The sequence below is a fragment of the Tenacibaculum todarodis genome (assembly GCF_001889045.1).
GTDB classification, from domain to species: domain Bacteria; phylum Bacteroidota; class Bacteroidia; order Flavobacteriales; family Flavobacteriaceae; genus Polaribacter; species Polaribacter todarodis.
The window spans coordinates 503,773-522,270 of sequence record NZ_CP018155.1; the positions used below are offsets into that span (position 1 = coordinate 503,773).

Below are 18,498 nucleotides of genomic sequence, written 5' to 3' on the forward strand. Positions count from 1 at the left end.
TTTTTTTAGTTTCTATCAATAACATCTCCAGAACCAACAGAGCTTGTGTTAATTTTAGAAGGTTTTCCTTTGTAATAAACACTTCCAGAACCAACAATACTCGCTTTAATTTTATTGCTAACATTTGTTTTTACACTACCAGAACCTGCAATACTTGCTTTTAAATCTTCAGTTTCTAACTCGTAAGCTTTAATACTTCCAGAACCTGCAATAGAACATTTTAAAGTAGTTGATTTACCAGATAATTTAATATCTCCAGAACCACCAATAGATGCGCTAAGAGTTGTTGCTTCTACTTCAGTTACAATATTTCCAGAACCACCAATTGCTACTGAAACACTGTTAGATTTAATCGGTTTTTTAACAAAAACATTACCAGAACCACCTAAAGATACTGCTTCAATAGTTTCAAAAGGAACTGTAGCTGTTAATTTTTTAGTGGTACGAACGTTGGTGTTATTTTTAAATTTAATTTCTAATTTACCATTATTTACTTCTGTAATAATGTATTCTAAAACGTTTTCTTCTCCTTCTAAAGTTACTTTTCCTTCTTTACCAGCAATAAGAATTACGTCAAAAGAACCACCAACGGTAACTTTATCAAAACCACCAACTTTTCTAACTTCAGTTGTTACTTTTCCGTTTCCTTTAATTTTTTCTGAATTTCCCCACCATTGGGCATTTGCAGTTAAACTTATTGTTAAAACTAGTAATGTTATATATGCTTTTTTCATGATAATAGGATTTAAATTTTTAGTCGTTTAGTTTTAAGGATACGCCACCGTAACCAGATTTTATATGTATTTTAGAAGAATTGCTTCCTTTTCCAAAAGAACCTTCGTAAAATTTTTTAGATGTTTTTTTAATGCTTTTTCGCATGTTTATTTTTTCATCTGGATAGCTAAAACTTGCATATCCTAAGTCAATTGTGAAATCGAAATTATTAGCGCTACTTGTTCCAATTTTTATACCTGCGTAGCTTCCGTCAATTGTAACATTTTCAAAACCTTTTGCAAGATTTTTTACGCGTAAACCACCATAATCTGTATCTATTGTTAGGTTCTTATTTACGGTTCCTAACTTCATGCTTGCATAATCTGAATTTCCATTAATATCATTAGCTTCATCAATAGTTACACTTCCATAATCGCTATTAAAATCTACAATATCTGCTTCTCCAATGTGTATGTTAGAGTAATCTGCATTTGTTTTAATTTTGTTAGTTTTTTCTATTAAAAGTTTAGAATAATCAATTGAAACATCTCCAGAATTCATATAGTTTATAGTAGATTGAGAACAGTAGTCTAAATCGATCATGTTATTTTTGTTGTGTAATTCTTCAATTAATATTTTACCATAATCGCAACTAATATTAGCTTCTCCTTCTAGTTCTCCAAGAATGATATTTCCATACTTATTGTTAAAATCTACATTGTTGGTTCTTGGCATTTTAATAACATAATTAATTTGATAACTCATGTTGTTGCTTTTTCCCCACCAAGAAGACCAACTAGATTTTTGGCTTCCTAAAATTGTTCTAGCTTCTACCAAACTTTTAGTAGCATCAAATTCAATTTTTATACTGTTTAGTTTATCTTCAACACTGTCTAAGTTATTTCCTTTTACAGTAATTTTCACATCAATTTCCACACGGTTTTCATTCCAAGTGGTAACCGTTATATTTCCATATTTGTTACTAATGTCTACTGTAGCATCGCTGTTAACATTAAACTCTTTTTTAATGGTTCTACTTTTTTCGTGCTTTTTCTTCGGATTAGTATTTGCAAATAAAATTGCGGGTATTAATAAAAAGAAAAATGTAATTTTATATATAGGCTTCATCTTTTTGAATTGTATTTGTATTCTTAATTTCTTCTATTTGCTGTATAACGTTGTTTAGAATTTCTAAACGCTGTTGGTAATTGTTAATCATTTCGTAGACAATTCGTTTTTCGTAACCGTTTTCGTTTAATTCGTCTATAAAATACTTGTATCTATCTTCTAATTTTTCTAATTCTTCTAAAGCATCTTCAATAATTACTTCAGTATCTAAGCTTCTGTGTTTTTCTAATTCTTTTAACTCGTGATGAATTGTAGCAACAAAGTAGTTTTGTGTTTCTTCCATTTTGGGAGATAAATCTGCCAAATCTAATTGTGTTGGTTGTTGGTTTGCGCCTAACCAAAAGCCTACAAGTAGAACAACTGAAGCGGCAACGCTTAGCCATTTCCAAGAAGTTTTATTTACTTTTCCTGGATTGTTTAATTTTCTTTTAAAACGTTCTGCATGACCAGAATGAGGTTCATGAAAATCGAATTTATTTTCTGAGAAGAAAGTATCTAAATTATCTTCCATATTCTTGAATTTTATTAGTGTTTGCAAGTGTAACTTGCTTTAATTTTTTCTTGGCACGAGAAACGGTGGTTCGTACATTCTCGTTGCTGTAATTTAATATTTCTGCTATTTCTTCATAATCGTAACCTTCAATTAAATTTAGGGTTAAAACCAATCTGTAATTTTCTTTTAAAGCGTTTAAATATTTTAAAACCTCTTTTGGGTCAATTCCGGAATAATTTACTGGCTCTTCTTCGACATTGTTATCGCTAACAATTTCCATTTTAACATCTTCGTATCTGTTATTCTTTTTAAGTTGTGTTAAACTTTTATTGATAACAATTCTCTTTAACCAAGCTCCAAAAGTTACTTCACCTTTAAATGTGTGTAATTTTGTGAAAGCAGTTAAAAACGCTTCTTGCATTAGATCTTCGGCTTCAAATTCATCTTTCAAAATACGAAATGAAGTATTGTACATAGCTTTGTAATAGCCATTATACACTTCCATTTGTGCAGTTTGATCTGAATTTTTACACCGCTCTATTAGTTTGGTTATATGTTGATTTTGAGCTTTCAATTAATCAGTTCTATAGTAGAGACAAATCAATATTTAATTTGTGACACTTTTTGTAAAAATAAGTAAAATATGATTCCTTAATAGTTGTATTGAGGTTTCTTACTAATTGTCATTCCTGCGTAGGCAGGAATCTTAATAAAGAATTAGCGTTAATTCTTTATTGTTCGTTCAAATTTTGTTTCTTCGTGTTTTAAAGAATTTTTACAATGTCTAAAGTAGTTTTAATAACAGGAGCTTCCTCCGGAATAGGAAAAGCAATAGCAATTTATTTATTAAGTAAAGGATTTACTGTTTACGGAACAAGTAGAAGTGAAGCCAATGCAGCTAAATTTCCTTTTAACTTGGTTGCCTTAGATGTTACAAAGCCTGCAACTATTACAAGTGCTGTTGAAAAAGTGATTGCTAAAGAAGGAAGATTAGATGTTCTTATAAATAATGCGGGAAAAGGAATTACAGGTGCAATTGAAGACACACCAACAGAAGAAATGAAAACTAATTTTGATACTAATTTCTTTGGTCCAATTGAAGTTATGAAAGCTGTTTTACCACAAATGCGAAAGCAGAAATCGGGCTTAATTTTAAACGTAACATCAATTGCGGGTTATATGGGTTTGCCATTTCGCGGAATTTATTCGGCAAGTAAAGGTGCTTTGGAATTAATTACGGAAGCTACAAATATGGAAGTAAATCAGTTTGGAATTAACGTTGTAAACGTTGCTCCAGGAGATTTTGCAACCAATATTGCTTCAGGACGTTATCATACGCCTGTTTTTGAAAACTCTGCGTACAAAGAAAAATATGCAGAAAACTTAGCTTTAATGGATTCTCATGTTTCTGGCGGAATGGATCCAATAGTAATGGCGAAAAAAGTATTACAGATTATAAATACTAAGAATCCGAAAGTACATTACAAAGTAGGCGGATTTATGGAAAAGTTCTCTATAGTTCTTAAAAGGATTTTACCAGATAAATGGTACCAAAAATTATTAATGAATCATTATAAATTGTAAATTAGCCCCGCGTTAGGGATTGCAGCATTTGTTTGAGCTCTTTTGTGAAGAATGAACAAAAAGCGAGTGCGAAAAGCCCGACCTTTTTAGGTAACGCTCAGAAAAATAAACACAACTTTTAAATATATTTAGATGAAATTTTTTATTGACACAGCAAATTTAGCCCAAATTGAAGAAGCGCAAGCAATGGGTATTTTAGATGGCGTAACTACAAATCCGTCTTTAATGGCAAAAGAAGGAATTACCGGAGAAGCCAACATTATTAACCATTACAAAGCAATTTGTGAGTTGGTAGATGGAGATGTTTCTGCTGAGGTAATCTCTACAGATTTCGACGGAATGGTTAAAGAAGGTGAAGCTTTGGCTGCTTTAAACCCTCAGATTGTGGTAAAATTACCAATGATAAAAGACGGTGTAAAAGCGTGTAAATATTTTTCTTCTAAAGGAATTAAAACAAACGTAACGTTAGTGTTTTCTGCGGGTCAAGCATTATTGGCAGCAAAAGCAGGAGCAACGTATGTGTCGCCATTTATTGGTCGTTTAGATGATATTTCTACAGATGGTTTAAACTTAATTGCAGAAATTCGTCATATTTATGATAATTATGGTTTCGAAACTGAAATTTTAGCAGCATCTGTGCGTCATACAATGCACATTATTGATTGTGCAAAATTAGGGTCAGACGTTATGACTGGGCCTTTAAGTGCCATTGAAGGTTTACTAAGACATCCTTTAACAGATAGTGGTTTGGCTAAGTTTTTAGCAGATTATAAAAAAGGAAACTAGAAAATAGTTTTTAGTTGTTGGTTTTTAGTTTTTAGTACTAACTTTAAATTAAAAACCAACAATTTATAATATTTAAATTAGAAGCTATTTCCTGCTTTCGCTACTCGCTTTTTTTACGAAAATGCAAAAAAGAGCTCAAACAGACCGCTCAATCAGGGCTAAGCATATTTACTTACAAATAGTAGAATTAAGAATAGTTTTTAGTATTTAGTTTCTTTTAGTTTTTGGTGCTCACTAATAACTAACTACTAAACACTAATAACTTTTAAATCTTAAAAAAGATTTAAAGAATGTATCCAAAAAAAGAACTTGCTCAACTTGTAATTTCAGCATGTAATCAATTTAATATTGATACCGTTGTTATTTCTCCAGGTTCGCGTAATGCGCCATTAACGGTTGGTTTTTCTAATCATCCAAAAATTGAAGCATTAAGCGTGGTAGATGAGCGTTGTGCTGCTTTTTTTGCTTTAGGAATTGCGCAACAAACTCAAAAACCTGTTGCAGTTGTTTGTACATCGGGTTCTGCGTTGTTAAATTATTATCCAGCAATTGCAGAGGCTTTTTATAGCAATATTCCGTTAGTAGTAATTTCGGCAGACAGACCAAAACATTTAATTGATATTGGCGACGGACAAACAATTCGCCAAGAAAATGTGTTTCAAAATCATATTTTATTTTCTGCAAATTTAGAAGAGAACTCAAAATTCAAAACTCAAAACTCAAAACTTATTTCAGAAGCTTTACAAACTTCAATAACTAAAAAAGGACCAGTTCATATTAATGTTCCGTTTGACGAACCTTTGTATGAAACAGTATCTGAGTTAAAAAGTTTTAAAGTTGAAAGTTTAAAAGTTGATGACGTCGTTGCGAGTAAAACTAAGCAATCTGTAGATTATGAAAAACTAACTAAAATCTGGAATTCATCAACTAAAAAAATGATTTTGGTAGGAGTAAATTATCCGGATGAAGTAGTTCAGAATTTAATAAATCATTTTTCAGAAGATAATTCTGTTCTAATTTTAACAGAAACAACCTCTAATTTATATCACAAAAATCATATCAATTCAATTGATAAACTTATTTTTTCATTAGATGAAAATGAATCTGAAAATTTACATCCAGAAGTTTTACTAACTTTTGGAGGAATGGTGGTTTCTAAGAAAATAAAACAATTTTTAAGAAAGTATCAACCAAAACATCATTGGCACATTGATGAACAAAAAGCGATGGACACTTATTTTTGTTTATCGGAATTTGTACAAGAAAAACCAGCTGTGTTTCTGCAAGTATTAATTGAAGAAACTAAAAAAAATAATTTTACGTTGAGCGCAGTCGAAACGTATCAACAAAAATGGCTTTCTAAAAGGGATGAGAAAGAAGAAAATCACAACGTGTTTTTAGCAGATTGTGGTTATTCAGACTTTAAAGCATTTGAGCAAGTTTTAGAAAGTATTCCTGATAATTGTCAACTTCAAATTAGTAATAGTTCTATTATAAGATACGCGCAATTATTCAACTTGAATAAAACGTTGCAAGTTTTTTGTAATCGTGGAACAAGTGGAATTGACGGAAGTACCTCTACAGCAATTGGAGCTGCTTTTGCAAGCAACAAACAAACTGTTTTTATTACGGGCGATGTAAGTTTTTTCTATGACAGCAACGCACTTTGGAATAACAATATTCCGAAGAACTTTAGAATTATATTAATCAACAATTCTGGTGGCGGAATTTTTAAGATTATTCCTGGTCCAAAATCAACTAATGCATTAAACTATTTTGAAACTCCGCATGGCTTAACTGCTGAGCATTTGGCTAAAATGTATGATTTTGAATATGAACAAGTAACAGACTTAAAAAGTTTAGAAAAAGGTTTGTCTGATTTCTATTTAGCGTCTAACCAACCAAAAATACTAGAAATTTGTACGCCAAGTGAACTAAACGACGTAATTTTGCGTGACTATTTTAAAAGTATATAATGGATTTCGAAGAAGGAGATAAAGTAGATTTAATAATTGAACAACAAACGCCAATGGGTTACATCGTTTTAATTAACGATGAATTTGAAGGTTTACTATATAGCAATGAAATTTTTTCTGATGTAGAAGAAGGAATGGAAACTGAAGGCTACATTAAGAAAATTAGAGAAGATAATAAAATTGATGTTTCTTTAAGACCACAAGGTTTTAGAGCAGTTATTGATTCTGATGTAGATAAGGTTTTAACAAAACTAGAAGAAAAAGGTTTTATACTTTTAACAGATAAAAGTTCTCCTGAATCTATAAAGTTCCATTTGCAAATGAGTAAGAAAGCTTTTAAGAAAGCTGTTGGTAACTTATACAGACAGAAATTAATTGTAATTTCTGATGACAGAATTGAGTTAGTTGAGCAGTAAACAGTATCCAGTTTTCAGTCGGCAGCACTAACTAATTCTTGAAAATAAATATACAGTTATATTTTTTTAAAAGCAAATTTTTATTTTTGCAAACTGCTATCTTCCACTAACTCTTTCTATATTGGTATAAAAAAGACTTTTATTAGGGTCAGAGTTGCTCATTTTGTCGTAACCACTTCTGTAGCTTTCTAAAGCTAAAGACATTTTACCTTTTTTTTCAAAATATAAACCAACATAGTAATCTCCTATATGAGATCTAGGATAAACGTTTAAAATCATCTCGCCAAAATTACGTAAGTAATCGCCATCTTCTTTATCAATAATTACATCTTCAATAATGAAAATGTCTTTTTCTCTAATTCCTAAGTTAGAGCCAAATAGAAAATCGATGTCTAAATATTTATTTTCTAGATAAGCAATAGCATCTGATGGCTCTAAGGCTTTAATTTTTTCTTCAAACTCTTTTGTAGTAATGCTTCCGTAAGTTTCAAATATTTTGTCCATGGCTCTAGGAATAGCTTCCCCTAAAGAAGAAATATAGCTTTCAGAGTTCATTTCATCATATTTAAAATGAAAGTTTTTAGCACTTATAGAACTTAGATATGTTTTTAACTCTGGTAGTGGTTTCTTTTTTTCTTTACTGAAAAATGGTGCATCATTTATATATAGGTAAAACGTATTGTCCTCTTTTTCAAATTTATCTACTTGAAAAGACATTGTTTTTGCGGTAATATTTGGAGCAAATAAAGGGTTTATTGCTATGTAAGCATTAAATATTGGTGGCTTTTCATTTAAAAACTGAGTAACTAGATTTACAGATGAACCTTGACCAATAATTGATATAAAAGGAGAAGTTCTGTAGCTGCCTTCCATAAACGGTAAGATTTCATTTTTAATAAAACGTAAAAATTTAACATTACCACCAGTTAATTGATAGGTGTTTTCATCAAAATAAGTGTCTTCTTCTCTCGTTTTATTTATCTGTATACCAACAACAATTTGTTTTGGGGCTTTATCAGTCATAGAAAAAAGCTTAGAACTAGCAACATAGGTGTCAAAAAGATGTTCGCCATCTATTATAATTGCTAATGGATAATTATTTATTGAGTCTTTTTGATAACCTTCAGGTAAATAGATTTTTAAATCTCTAGTAGACCTTAACTCCTTAGATTCAAATTTTTTATTGATAAATTCTTGTGAAAATGATGATAAACTCACCAATAAAAGTATTAAAATTCCCCAATTGTTTTTCATAATGTATTATAGTTTACTTTAAAAACGTTGCATTTTAATTTTTATTTCGGGGGAAATTAGCTTACAAAAATCGAATGCGCTATTTTTGTGCAATGACAAATTAACGAAAAAACTTACAAATTATGATAAAACCAGATTGGAAAACTGCTAAAGTTTACGAAGATATTACTTATAAAAAATCTCACAATGTTGCAAGAATAGCATTTAATAGACCAAATGTACGTAATGCATTTCGCCCACATACAACATCAGAATTGTTAGATGCGTTTAATGATGCACATGAAGATACAAATATTGGAGTAGTTTTATTGTCTGCAGAAGGGCCAAGTACAAAAGATGGTATTTGGAGTTTCTGTTCTGGTGGAGATCAAAATGCACGTGGACATCAAGGTTATGTTGGTAAAGATGGTTATCATCGTTTAAATATTTTAGAAGTACAACGTTTAATAAGGTTTATGCCAAAGGCAGTTATATGTGTTGTTCCAGGTTGGGCTGTTGGTGGCGGACATAGCTTACATGTAACCTGCGATTTAACTTTGGCTTCTAAAGAACACGCTATTTTTAAACAAACTGATGCTGATGTAACGTCGTTTGACGCTGGTTATGGTTCTGCTTATTTAGCAAAAATGGTAGGGCAGAAGAGAGCAAGAGAAATTTTCTTTTTAGGAAGAAATTACTCTGCCCAAGAAGCGTATGAAATGGGAATGGTAAATGCCGTAATTCCGCATGATGAATTAGAACAAACGGCTTTTGATTGGGCACAAGAAATATTAGAAAAATCCCCAACGTCTATAAAAATGCTGAAATTTGCAATGAATTTAACAGATGATGGAATGGTTGGGCAACAAGTATTTGCTGGTGAAGTTACTCGTTTAGCATATATGACAGATGAAGCAAAAGAAGGAAGAGATGCCTTTCTTGAAAAAAGAAAACCTAACTTTCCTAAAACGTGGATACCATAAAAACCAACAATGAAAATAATTTGTATTGGGCGCAATTACGCAAAACATATAGAAGAGTTAGCAAATGAAAGACCAGACAATCCTGTTGTTTTTCTAAAGCCAGATTCGGCAATTTTACCAAGAAAGAACCCGTTTTTTATTCCGCCATTTTCTAATGATGTGCATTATGAAGTTGAGGTTTTAGTGAAGATAAATAAAGTTGGTAAACACATTCAACCTAAATTTGCGCATAAATATTATGATGAAGTTGGTTTAGGAATCGATTTAACAGCAAGAGACGTTCAGGCAAAATGTAAAGAAAAAGGTTTGCCTTGGGAAAAAGCAAAAGCTTTTGATGGAAGTGCCGTTGTAGGTGAATTTTATCCGAAGGAAGAATTCGATTTAGATAATTTAAAGTTTCAACTATATAAGAATGATGAAATTGTTCAAGATGGAAACACAAATGCAATGTTGTGGAAAACGGACGAATTAATTTCATATGTTTCTCAATATTTCACCTTAAAAAAAGGAGATATTATTTTTACAGGAACTCCAGCTGGTGTTGGTAGAGTTGTAGAAAATGATACTTTAAAAGGAGTTATTGAAGGGAAAGAAGCTTTTAATATTAGAGTGAAATAAATCAGTAAAAAGTATTTAAAGTTAAAAAGTAGAAAGTTTCATACTCAACTTTTAAACTTTATAAACGTTACAACTTTGTAACTTATAAAATATGAATGCAGAAATAATAACAATTGGAGACGAGATTCTTATTGGGCAAATTGTTGATACAAATTCGCAATTTATTGGAAAAGAATTAAATAAAATAGGAGTTTCTGTGTATCAGATAACTTCAATACAAGATGATGAACAGCACATTTTAAATGCGTTAAAAGAAGCGCAAGAACGTGCAGATATTGTTATTTTAACTGGAGGATTAGGGCCAACAAAAGACGATATCACCAAAAAAACAATTGCTAAGTATTTTAACGATGCTGAGTTTATTGAATATCCAGAAGTTATAGCACACATAAAAGAGTTATTTAGTAAGATAAACCATCCGTTTAAGGAAATTCAACGTTATCAAGCGCAGTTGCCTTCAAAAGCAACCTTATTAATGAATAATTTTGGAACAGCACCAGGAATGTGGTTTTATGAAAACAATACAGTTTTTGTTTCACTTCCAGGCGTTCCTTATGAAATGAAAGGATTAATAACCAATCAAGTTTTACCAAGAATTCAAAAACAATTTAAACTACCCTTTATCATTCATAAAACAATTATGACTTATGGAGCGGGAGAAAGTACAATTGCAGAAATAATTGAAGATTTCGAAAACAATTTGCCAAGCTTTATAAAGTTAGCATATTTACCATCATTTGGTAAAGTTAGATTGCGTTTATCCGCCAAAGGCGAAAATAAAGAAGTTTTAGAAGCTGCCTTAGAAAAGCAACTGCAAGAACTGCAAGAGTTAATCCCTGATATTATAACTGGTTTTGATGAAGGAGAAACTATTGAAAAGAGAATAGGAACACTTTTAAAACAACAAGGTAAAACACTTTCAACAGCAGAAAGTTTAACAGGAGGTAAAATAGCATCAACTATTGTTTCAGTAGCAGGTTCTTCAGCTTATTATAAAGGAAGTTTTGTAACCTATTCAGCAGCTTTAAAACAACAATTATTAAGTGTGTCATCTAAATTAATAGAAACACATTCTGTAGTTAGTGCACAAGTAGCTGAGGTTATGGCAAAAAATGCTAGAAAAATTACAGAAACAGATTATGCAATTGCAGTAACAGGAAATGCAGGGCCAACAGCAGATATAACAGATAAAAGTGTAGGAGTAGTTTTTATTGCAATTGCAGATAAAAATGGGGTAGAAGCACATCAATTTAATTTTGGACAGCCAAGAGAAAAAGTAATTAATAGAACTGTAACTAAGGCATTTGAATTATTACAGCAAAAAATTTCAAAAAAATAGTTAAAATAGTTTTGTTGTTATTTAAAAATTGACGTATTTTTGCACCTCGTTTAGAGATAACAAAATAAAACTGTCAAGAAGATGTCTAGAGTTTGTGAACTTACAGGTAAAAAAGCAATGGTAGGAAACAATGTTTCCCATGCAATGAATAGAACAAAAAGAAGATTTAACGCTAATCTTATGACTAAGCGTTTCTTTATTCCAGAAGAAGATAAATGGGTAACCTTAAAAGTATCTGCTTCTGCATTAAAAAACATAAATAAAAAAGGAATTGCTGCTGTTATTAAAGAAGCAAGAGCAAAAGGATTCTTAACAAAATAATTCCTTTTTAGGATTAAAATTTTAGCACAATGGCAAAAAAAGGAAACAGAGTACAAGTTATTTTAGAATGTACTGAGCACAAAGCAACAGGGCAACCAGGAACTTCTCGTTATATTACAACAAAAAACAAGAAGAATACCCCAGATAGAGTTGAGTTAAAGAAATTTAACCCAATTTTAAAGAAAATGACAGTTCATAAAGAAATTAAATAATTAGCTACGGCTTTAAATTTATACAAGATGGCAAAGAAATCAGTAGCATCGTTACAAACAGGAGCAAAAAGATTAAGTAAAGCAATTAAAATGGTAAAATCTCCAAAAACAGGAGCTTACACATTTGTTGAAGCTATTATGGATCCTTCTGCTGTAGATGCCTTTTTAGCAAAAAAGTAAACATTTTACTTACATAAAATATAAAGCTACTTTCTTAAATAGAGAGTAGCTTTTTTTTATATATTGCATTTTGTTATCCTGAGCGTAGTCGAAGGGTTGGGCGTTACCACGCAAAAAAAGCGTGGTCGGGCTTTTCGCTATATCTTTTTTCAGAAAAAGAAAAAAGGATGCCGCTACAATCCCTAACGCAGGCCTCTTTATAATGACAAGATGTCAAGTTTAACTCTTGGCATAATTTTTAAGGTATAAAAAAGTATACAAACCAAACAGATGAGTTTTTTTAAAAATATATTTTCAAAAGAAAAAAAGGAAACCTTAGATAAAGGTTTAGAGAAATCTAAAACTAATTTCCTAAATAAAATGTCTAAAGCCGTAGCAGGTAAATCTAAAGTAGATGATGATGTTTTAGATAATTTAGAAGAGGTTTTAGTAGCATCAGACGTTGGTGTAAATACTACTTTAAAAATTATTGATAGAATAGAAGCAAGAGTTGCTAAAGACAAATATTTAGGAACCGACGAGTTAAATAACATTCTACGAGAAGAAATAGCAGGTTTATTATCTGAAACCAATTCAGGAAACGATACCGATTTTACAATTCCAGAAAACAAAAAACCTTATGTATTAATGGTTGTTGGAGTAAACGGAGTTGGTAAAACTACAACAATAGGTAAGTTGGCAGCTCAATTTAAAAAGAAAGGCTTAAAAGTTGTTTTAGGAGCAGCAGATACATTTAGAGCAGCAGCAATAGATCAGTTACAAGTTTGGGCAGATAGAACGGATGTGCCAATTGTACGTCAAGAAATGGGGTCAGATCCAGCATCTGTGGCTTTTGATACCCTACAATCTGCTGTTACACAAAATGCCGATGTTGTAATTATAGACACAGCAGGTCGTTTACACAATAAAGTAAACTTAATGAATGAGCTTACAAAGATAAAACGTGTAATGCAAAAAGTGGTAGCAGATGCTCCGCACGATGTATTATTAGTTTTAGACGGCTCAACAGGACAAAATGCATTTGAACAAGCAAAACAATTTACATTAGCAACAGAAGTTACTTCTTTAGCGGTAACAAAATTAGACGGAACTGCAAAAGGAGGAGTTGTAATTGGTATTTCAGACCAATTTCAAATACCCGTAAAATATATTGGAGTAGGAGAAGGAATAGACGATTTGCAAGTATTTAACAAACATGAGTTTGTAGATTCGTTTTTTAAGTAAACTAATTTTACAATAAAAATTAAAACTCCTTTCTAAGTAATAGAAAGGAGTTTTGTTTTTTATATATTTGAAAATCAAATTCTTAAATAATGAGAAAACTACTTCTAATTACTTTATCAATTATATTATTTACTGCTTGTAAGCAAAAGGATAACAATATCTTTTTTAAAAAATATGATGAAACTGATCAGTTACAGGAACAAGAAAGTCATGAAAGTAAAAGAATGCAGTTTAAGTTAATTCAGTCTAAATATTTAGATATGAATCAAGTTTTTAAACCTTTTCAAGAAGATTTAGCTCATTTTTCAGAAGAAAATTATCAAGAATTAAAACCATTAGTTTTAGAACAAAATATTCCAACAATTCAAAACAGTATAAAAGAAGGAAATCTATCTTATGAAAAACTGACCTTATTTTATTTATATAGAATCAGAAAATTTGAAAGTGATAGTACAAAGTCTTTAAATGCAATAATTGCTTTAAATCCTAATGTAGTTAAAGAAGCAAGAGCAAGAGATAAAAATAAAAATAATGTTTCAGAGAATTCAATTTTTGGAATGCCAATCTTGTTAAAAGACAATATAAATACTTATAATATGCCAACTACAGCTGGAGCAATTGCTTTAGCTGAGAACAAAAATACTACTGATGCTTTTATAGTTGATAAACTAAAAGAAAATGGCGCGTTAATTTTAGGGAAAGTAAATTTAAGTGAATGGGCTTATTTTTTCTGTTCGGGTTGTCCGTTAGGATATTCTGCAATTGGTGGACAAACCTTAAATCCGTATGGAAGAAAAATATTTGAAACTGGTGGAAGTTCTGCAGGAAGTGGAGTAGCAGTTGCCGCAAATTATGGAGTTGCAGCGGTTGGTACAGAAACTTCAGGTTCTATTACTTCACCGTCAAGTCAAAATTCTGTGGTTGGATTAAAACCAACAATTGGAGTTTTGAGTAGAACAGGTATTGTACCAATTTCAAGTACTTTAGATACGCCAGGACCTATGACTAAAAATATTGTTGATAATGCAATTTTTTTAGAAGCTATGTTAGGTCTTGATAAAGATGATTCTGAATCAATAAAAAATGATTATAAATTTAATCTAATTGATAAGGATAAATTTAATTTTTCTAAAACTAAAATTGGAGTTTTAAAACCCTTATTAACTGATTCTATCTATGCTTTAACAATAGAAAAAATAAAAAAAGCTGGAGCTGAAATTGTAGAGTTAAACCCAGAGAACCCTAAATTCGATGGTTTTTTAACGCTTCTTAATATTGATATGAAACATGATTTACCATTATATTTAAAAAATAATTCAGATAAAAATGTAGAGATAAAGTCAGTAAAAGATGTTACGATTTTTAATTTGAAAGATTCAATTTTAAGAGCACCTTATGGACAACAGTTATTTGATGGAATAGTAAAAGATTCAACAACTTTAAAGCAATTAGAAATTGTAAAGAATAATTTAAATTCGGAAGGTAAAAAGTTTTTACAAGCATTAAAGGATGAAAACTTAGATGTAATTTTATCAATAAATAATTATCATTCAGGAATTGCAGCTGTTGCTAAACACCCAACATTAACAGTTCCAATGGGATATAAAGATTCTGGAGAACCAATTAGTTTAACATTTATCGGTGTTCCATTCTCTGAAAGTAGATTGTTAGAGATTGGTTATGCTTTTGAACAATTAACTAAAGTTAGAAAATTACCAAAAAACTATCAATAAGAAAGAATTTTAATAGTTTTAAAAGCACTATTTTTGCATTCGCTTAAACTTAATAAAGATGCGTACAAAAACTATCAAGAAAAATAAGATTAATGTTGTTACTTTAGGTTGCTCTAAAAACGTTTACGACAGTGAAGTTTTAATGGGACAATTAAAAGCAAACGGCAAAAATGTTGTGCATGAAGATCCAGAAGATGATGGAAACATTGTTGTAATTAATACTTGCGGATTTATTGGTAAAGCCAAAGAAGAAAGTATTGATACAATTTTACATTATGCACAAAGAAAAGAAGCAGGTGAAATTGATAAAGTTTTTGTTTCTGGTTGTTTAAGTGAACGTTACAAGCCAGATTTAGAAAGAGAAATTAAAAATGTAGACCAATATTTTGGAACACACGATTTGCCGAATCTTTTAAAGGTTTTAGAAGCAGATTATAAACATGAATTGATTGGTGAGCGTTTAACAACTACACCAAAACACTATGCATATTTAAAAATTGCTGAAGGATGTGATAGACCTTGTTCGTTTTGTGCAATTCCTTTAATGAGAGGAAAACACAAATCTACTCCAATTGAAGATATTGTTATTGAAGCTACAAAGCTAGCTGAAAAAGGTATTAAGGAAATAATGCTTATAGCGCAAGATTTAACTTATTACGGATTAGATATCTACAAAAAGCGTGCGTTAGCAGAATTGTTAGAAGCTTTAGTAAAAGTAGATGGAATTGAATGGATTCGTTTGCATTATGCTTTTCCAACTGGTTTTCCAATGGATGTTTTAGAAGTGATGAAACGTGAACCAAAAGTGTGTAATTATTTAGATATTCCTTTACAGCATATTAATACAGAAATTTTAAAGTCGATGAAACGTGGTACAACGCACGAAAAAACGACTTCATTAATTCATAAGTTTAGAGAGGCGGTTCCTAACATGGGAATTAGAACCACCTTAATTGTTGGTTATCCTGGAGAAACGGAAGAGCAATTTCAAGAATTAAAAGATTGGGTAGAGGAGATGCGTTTTGAGCGTTTAGGTGCTTTTCAATATTCTCATGAAGAAAATACTGGAGCGTATGTTTTAGAAGATAATGTTCCGGAAGATGTAAAGTTTAGACGTGTAAACGAGATTATGGAAATTCAAGGTCAGATTTCTTGGGAGTTGAATCAACAGAAAATCGGAAAAACGTTTAGATGTTTATTTGATAGAAAAGATGGAGAATTTTTCTATGGAAGAACAGAATTTGATTCGCCAGATGTAGATAATGATGTTATTGTTGATGCTAAAGAACACTATATTAAAATAGGTGAATTCATAGATATTAAAATTCATGAAGCAGGAGATTTTGATTTACACGGAACTCCAGTTGTTAAACAAGAGAGACCAATTCCTTTAAATCAACAGAAGAAAAAATAAATAAAACTTATAAATAGAAAATCCTGCTTTTAAGCAGGATTTTTTTTGTTTAAAATTGTTCAAAAACACCCAATCCAAATAAAGCAAAATCGTATTTTGAAGGATCTTTTTTATCTAACTTTCTTAGCGCTGCATCCATTTCTCTAACCGCTTTCCAATCGTTTTGTTTACGAGTTAAAACGTTTAGTTTTCTGGCAACATTTCCAGAATGTACATCTAACGGACAATGTAAATTAGCAGCACTATGATTTTTCCAAATGCCAAAATCTACACCCGTTTTATTATCTCTAACCATCCAACGTAAATACATGTTTATACGTTTTGATGCTGAGTTTTTTAAAGGATCAGAAACGTGTTTTGTGGTTCTGCTTTGATGTGGGATTTCAAAAAACACTTTTTTAAAATTATGAATTGCAGTTTTGTAATTATCTGATTTGTCAGTAATTAAAAGTGTATTTTCTAATCCGTTGTGGTTTTTATAAATGTTTTTTAACGATTTTATAAAGAACTGAAAATCAATTTCATTAAAAGTTCTATGCACAAAATTTGTTAGCTTACTAAGCTCTTTTTCTGTGTGATTAATAACAAAATCGTGTGGAGAATTATCTAATAATTCCATCATCTTATTAGAATTATTGATAATCATTTGTCTTTTTCCCCAAGCAATTGTTGCTGTTAAAAAACCAGCAATTTCAATGTCTTCTTTTTTAGAAAATAAATGTGGAATTTGTATTGGGTCGCTTTCAATAAACTTTGGATTGTTGTATTGAATAACCTTTTCATCTAAAAACTCTTGAAGCTCTTTATTTATCATTATTCAAAACCAAATATTAACGCTCCGCCCATTAAAATACCGTTATAAGCTGCGTGTAATAAAATAGACCAAAGTAAACCAAAACGTACACGGATAAAACCTAAATAACCACCTAAAAGTAATTGTGGCAACACTAATATTGGTGCAAATAATAGCACATTTGTGGTTAAATTATAGTTTGTAATATGAACTAAACCAAATAAAATTGCCAAAGTGTAAAAAGCTATTCTAAATTGTTTTCCTTTTTTAAAAGCGGTTAATGGAGCTCTAAAAATAACTTCTTCTAAAAGTGGAGCAATTACAACAGCCATAACAAAAATCATTGTTTTAGATAAGCTTTTCATCATTTCTTCCATCTGATGATCGTCCATGTTTACCAAACCAAACTCATCTAAAGCACCTATTAAAACTGAAGTTGCTAAACCTGTTAAAAGACTAATTATTAAAAGATGACCAAATTTTGTAATTCTATAATTAATATTTGTATTTGTGTCTTCTTCTAAAACTGGATTCTTTAAATAGGCTACTAACTCGTTAAATGTTTCTTTCATGTTGTTTTGATTTATTAATTAGTAGCCAAAAATTTAGTTTTGTTACACTATAACGCCATCTTTCATTGTCAAAGTTCTGTCTGCCATTGCAGCAAGTTCTTTGTTATGCGTAACAAGAACAAAGGTTTGTCCTAATTTATCACGCAATTCAAAAAATAGTTTGTGTAGGTTTTCTGCGGAAGTAGAATCTAGATTTCCAGAAGGTTCATCGGCAAAAATTACTGAAGGCTCATTAATTAATGCTCTTGCAACTGCAACGCGTTGTTGTTCTCCTCCAGAAAGTTGATTAGGTTTGTGATTTTCTCGATGCGATAAACCTAAGAATTCTAATAACTCTTTAGCTCTTTTTTCTGTTGCTGCTTTTGGTTTATTGCCAATAAATGCAGGAATACAAACGTTTTCTAAGGCCGTAAATTCTGGTAATAACTGATGAAATTGAAATATAAAACCAATGTGTTTATTTCTGAATTTAGATATCTCTTTATCGGATAAATCTTTAATTGATATTCCGTCTACAAAGAGTTGAAATTCTTCTTCTTTCAGCGGTTTATCTAAAGTTCCTAAAATTTGTAAGAGTGTTGTTTTACCTGCTCCAGATGGACCAACAATGGCAACTATTTCGCCTTTTTTAATATGAAGGTTTACGCCTTTTAAAACTTCGACTTCTCCGTAATATTTATGAATATTTTTTGCTACAATCATGCTTTAATTTCAATAAAACGAATGTACTAAGAATTATCGGTTTTGCGTGAGGGATTGAAGTAGAAATCCTTTTGTGA

At 30.8% G+C, this 18,498-nt stretch carries 21 protein-coding genes; 13 read left to right on the forward strand and 8 right to left on the reverse strand.

Features of this window, described 5'->3' with window-relative positions; genetic code table 11:
* Window positions 1-5: 5 nt before the first annotated feature.
* Genes LPB136_RS02270 through LPB136_RS02285 form a run of 4 tightly spaced genes read right to left on the reverse strand, consistent with a single transcriptional unit; the run spans window position 6 to window position 2,909 of the window.
* Entirely contained in the window at window positions 6-734 is a 729-nt protein-coding gene (locus tag LPB136_RS02270; protein WP_072554585.1) for a head GIN domain-containing protein, read from the reverse strand.
* 19 nt (window positions 735-753) lie between these two features.
* Window positions 754-1,842 carry a hypothetical protein gene (locus LPB136_RS02275; protein ID WP_072554586.1) on the reverse strand — a complete coding sequence of 363 codons (1,089 nt, stop codon included), beginning with the start codon at window positions 1,840-1,842 and terminating at the stop codon, window positions 754-756.
* Window positions 1,826-2,353 (reverse strand): hypothetical protein, encoded by a 528-nt coding sequence (locus tag LPB136_RS02280; protein WP_072554587.1) that lies wholly within the window; start codon window positions 2,351-2,353, stop codon window positions 1,826-1,828. Before LPB136_RS02280 ends, LPB136_RS02275 begins: the two co-directional genes overlap by 17 nt.
* The gene (locus LPB136_RS02285) at window positions 2,343-2,909 is read right to left on the reverse strand and encodes an RNA polymerase sigma factor (protein ID WP_072554588.1); all 567 of its coding nucleotides are present in this window, start codon (window positions 2,907-2,909) and stop codon (window positions 2,343-2,345) included. Before LPB136_RS02285 ends, LPB136_RS02280 begins: the two co-directional genes overlap by 11 nt.
* A gap of 206 nt (window positions 2,910-3,115) precedes the next feature.
* On the opposite strand from LPB136_RS02285, the gene LPB136_RS02290 reads away from it, so the two are divergent.
* The 4 genes from LPB136_RS02290 (at window position 3,116) to LPB136_RS02305 (ending at window position 7,097) form a co-directional block, all read left to right on the forward strand.
* Window positions 3,116-3,919 (forward strand): SDR family oxidoreductase, encoded by an 804-nt coding sequence (locus LPB136_RS02290; protein WP_072554589.1) that lies wholly within the window; start codon window positions 3,116-3,118, stop codon window positions 3,917-3,919.
* A 132-nt stretch (window positions 3,920-4,051) separates the two neighbouring features.
* Window positions 4,052-4,705 (forward strand): fructose-6-phosphate aldolase, encoded by a 654-nt coding sequence (gene fsa, locus LPB136_RS02295; protein WP_072554590.1) that lies wholly within the window; start codon window positions 4,052-4,054, stop codon window positions 4,703-4,705.
* A gap of 290 nt (window positions 4,706-4,995) precedes the next feature.
* Window positions 4,996-6,681 (forward strand): 2-succinyl-5-enolpyruvyl-6-hydroxy-3-cyclohexene-1-carboxylic-acid synthase, encoded by a 1,686-nt coding sequence (gene menD, locus LPB136_RS02300; RefSeq protein ID WP_072554591.1) that lies wholly within the window; start codon window positions 4,996-4,998, stop codon window positions 6,679-6,681.
* The gene (locus LPB136_RS02305) at window positions 6,681-7,097 is read left to right on the forward strand and encodes a S1 RNA-binding domain-containing protein (protein ID WP_072554592.1); all 417 of its coding nucleotides are present in this window, start codon (window positions 6,681-6,683) and stop codon (window positions 7,095-7,097) included. Before menD ends, LPB136_RS02305 begins: the two co-directional genes overlap by 1 nt.
* Before the next feature lie 96 nt (window positions 7,098-7,193).
* Here the strand turns inward: LPB136_RS02305 and LPB136_RS02310 are convergent, their stop codons facing one another.
* A complete protein-coding gene (locus LPB136_RS02310; RefSeq protein ID WP_072554593.1) occupies window positions 7,194-8,351 on the reverse strand; it encodes an alpha/beta hydrolase in 1,158 nt (385 codons plus the stop codon).
* A gap of 122 nt (window positions 8,352-8,473) precedes the next feature.
* On the opposite strand from LPB136_RS02310, the gene LPB136_RS02315 reads away from it, so the two are divergent.
* The 9 genes from LPB136_RS02315 to rimO all read left to right on the forward strand — a co-directional run bounded on the left by LPB136_RS02315 (window position 8,474) and on the right by rimO (window position 16,354).
* Window positions 8,474-9,313, forward strand: coding sequence for a 1,4-dihydroxy-2-naphthoyl-CoA synthase (locus tag LPB136_RS02315; protein WP_072554594.1), 840 nt, complete (start codon window positions 8,474-8,476; stop codon window positions 9,311-9,313).
* Window positions 9,314-9,322: 9 nt separating this feature from the next.
* A complete protein-coding gene (locus LPB136_RS02320) occupies window positions 9,323-9,931 on the forward strand; it encodes a fumarylacetoacetate hydrolase family protein (protein ID WP_072554595.1) in 609 nt (202 codons plus the stop codon).
* 91 nt (window positions 9,932-10,022) lie between these two features.
* Window positions 10,023-11,270, forward strand: a complete 1,248-nt coding sequence (locus LPB136_RS02325; RefSeq protein WP_072554596.1) for a competence/damage-inducible protein A — start codon at window positions 10,023-10,025, stop codon at window positions 11,268-11,270.
* An 81-nt stretch (window positions 11,271-11,351) separates the two neighbouring features.
* Window positions 11,352-11,591, forward strand: a complete 240-nt coding sequence (gene rpmB, locus LPB136_RS02330; protein ID WP_072554597.1) for a 50S ribosomal protein L28 — start codon at window positions 11,352-11,354, stop codon at window positions 11,589-11,591.
* A gap of 29 nt (window positions 11,592-11,620) precedes the next feature.
* Entirely contained in the window at window positions 11,621-11,803 is a 183-nt protein-coding gene (gene rpmG, locus LPB136_RS02335) for a 50S ribosomal protein L33 (RefSeq protein WP_072554598.1), read from the forward strand.
* 27 nt (window positions 11,804-11,830) lie between these two features.
* On the forward strand, window positions 11,831-11,983 hold the full coding sequence (locus LPB136_RS02340; protein WP_072554599.1) for a DUF4295 domain-containing protein: 153 nt from the start codon (window positions 11,831-11,833) through the stop codon (window positions 11,981-11,983).
* Window positions 11,984-12,253: 270 nt separating this feature from the next.
* The gene (ftsY, locus tag LPB136_RS02345) at window positions 12,254-13,207 is read left to right on the forward strand and encodes a signal recognition particle-docking protein FtsY (RefSeq protein ID WP_072554600.1); all 954 of its coding nucleotides are present in this window, start codon (window positions 12,254-12,256) and stop codon (window positions 13,205-13,207) included.
* A gap of 89 nt (window positions 13,208-13,296) precedes the next feature.
* A complete protein-coding gene (locus LPB136_RS02350; RefSeq protein WP_072554601.1) occupies window positions 13,297-14,940 on the forward strand; it encodes an amidase family protein in 1,644 nt (547 codons plus the stop codon).
* A 58-nt stretch (window positions 14,941-14,998) separates the two neighbouring features.
* Window positions 14,999-16,354 carry a 30S ribosomal protein S12 methylthiotransferase RimO gene (rimO, locus tag LPB136_RS02355; RefSeq protein WP_072554602.1) on the forward strand — a complete coding sequence of 452 codons (1,356 nt, stop codon included), beginning with the start codon at window positions 14,999-15,001 and terminating at the stop codon, window positions 16,352-16,354.
* A 49-nt stretch (window positions 16,355-16,403) separates the two neighbouring features.
* Here rimO and LPB136_RS02360 read toward each other — a convergent pair whose 3' ends face one another.
* Genes LPB136_RS02360 through LPB136_RS02370 form a run of 3 tightly spaced genes read right to left on the reverse strand, consistent with a single transcriptional unit; the run spans window position 16,404 to window position 18,421 of the window.
* Window positions 16,404-17,168, reverse strand: coding sequence for a TIGR02757 family protein (locus LPB136_RS02360; RefSeq protein WP_072554603.1), 765 nt, complete (start codon window positions 17,166-17,168; stop codon window positions 16,404-16,406).
* The gene (locus tag LPB136_RS02365; RefSeq protein WP_072554604.1) at window positions 17,168-17,719 is read right to left on the reverse strand and encodes a CPBP family intramembrane glutamic endopeptidase; all 552 of its coding nucleotides are present in this window, start codon (window positions 17,717-17,719) and stop codon (window positions 17,168-17,170) included. The genes LPB136_RS02360 and LPB136_RS02365 overlap by 1 nt, the downstream gene beginning before the upstream one ends.
* Window positions 17,720-17,761: 42 nt before the next feature.
* Entirely contained in the window at window positions 17,762-18,421 is a 660-nt protein-coding gene (locus LPB136_RS02370; RefSeq protein ID WP_072554605.1) for an ABC transporter ATP-binding protein, read from the reverse strand.
* Window positions 18,422-18,498 lie beyond the last annotated feature (77 nt).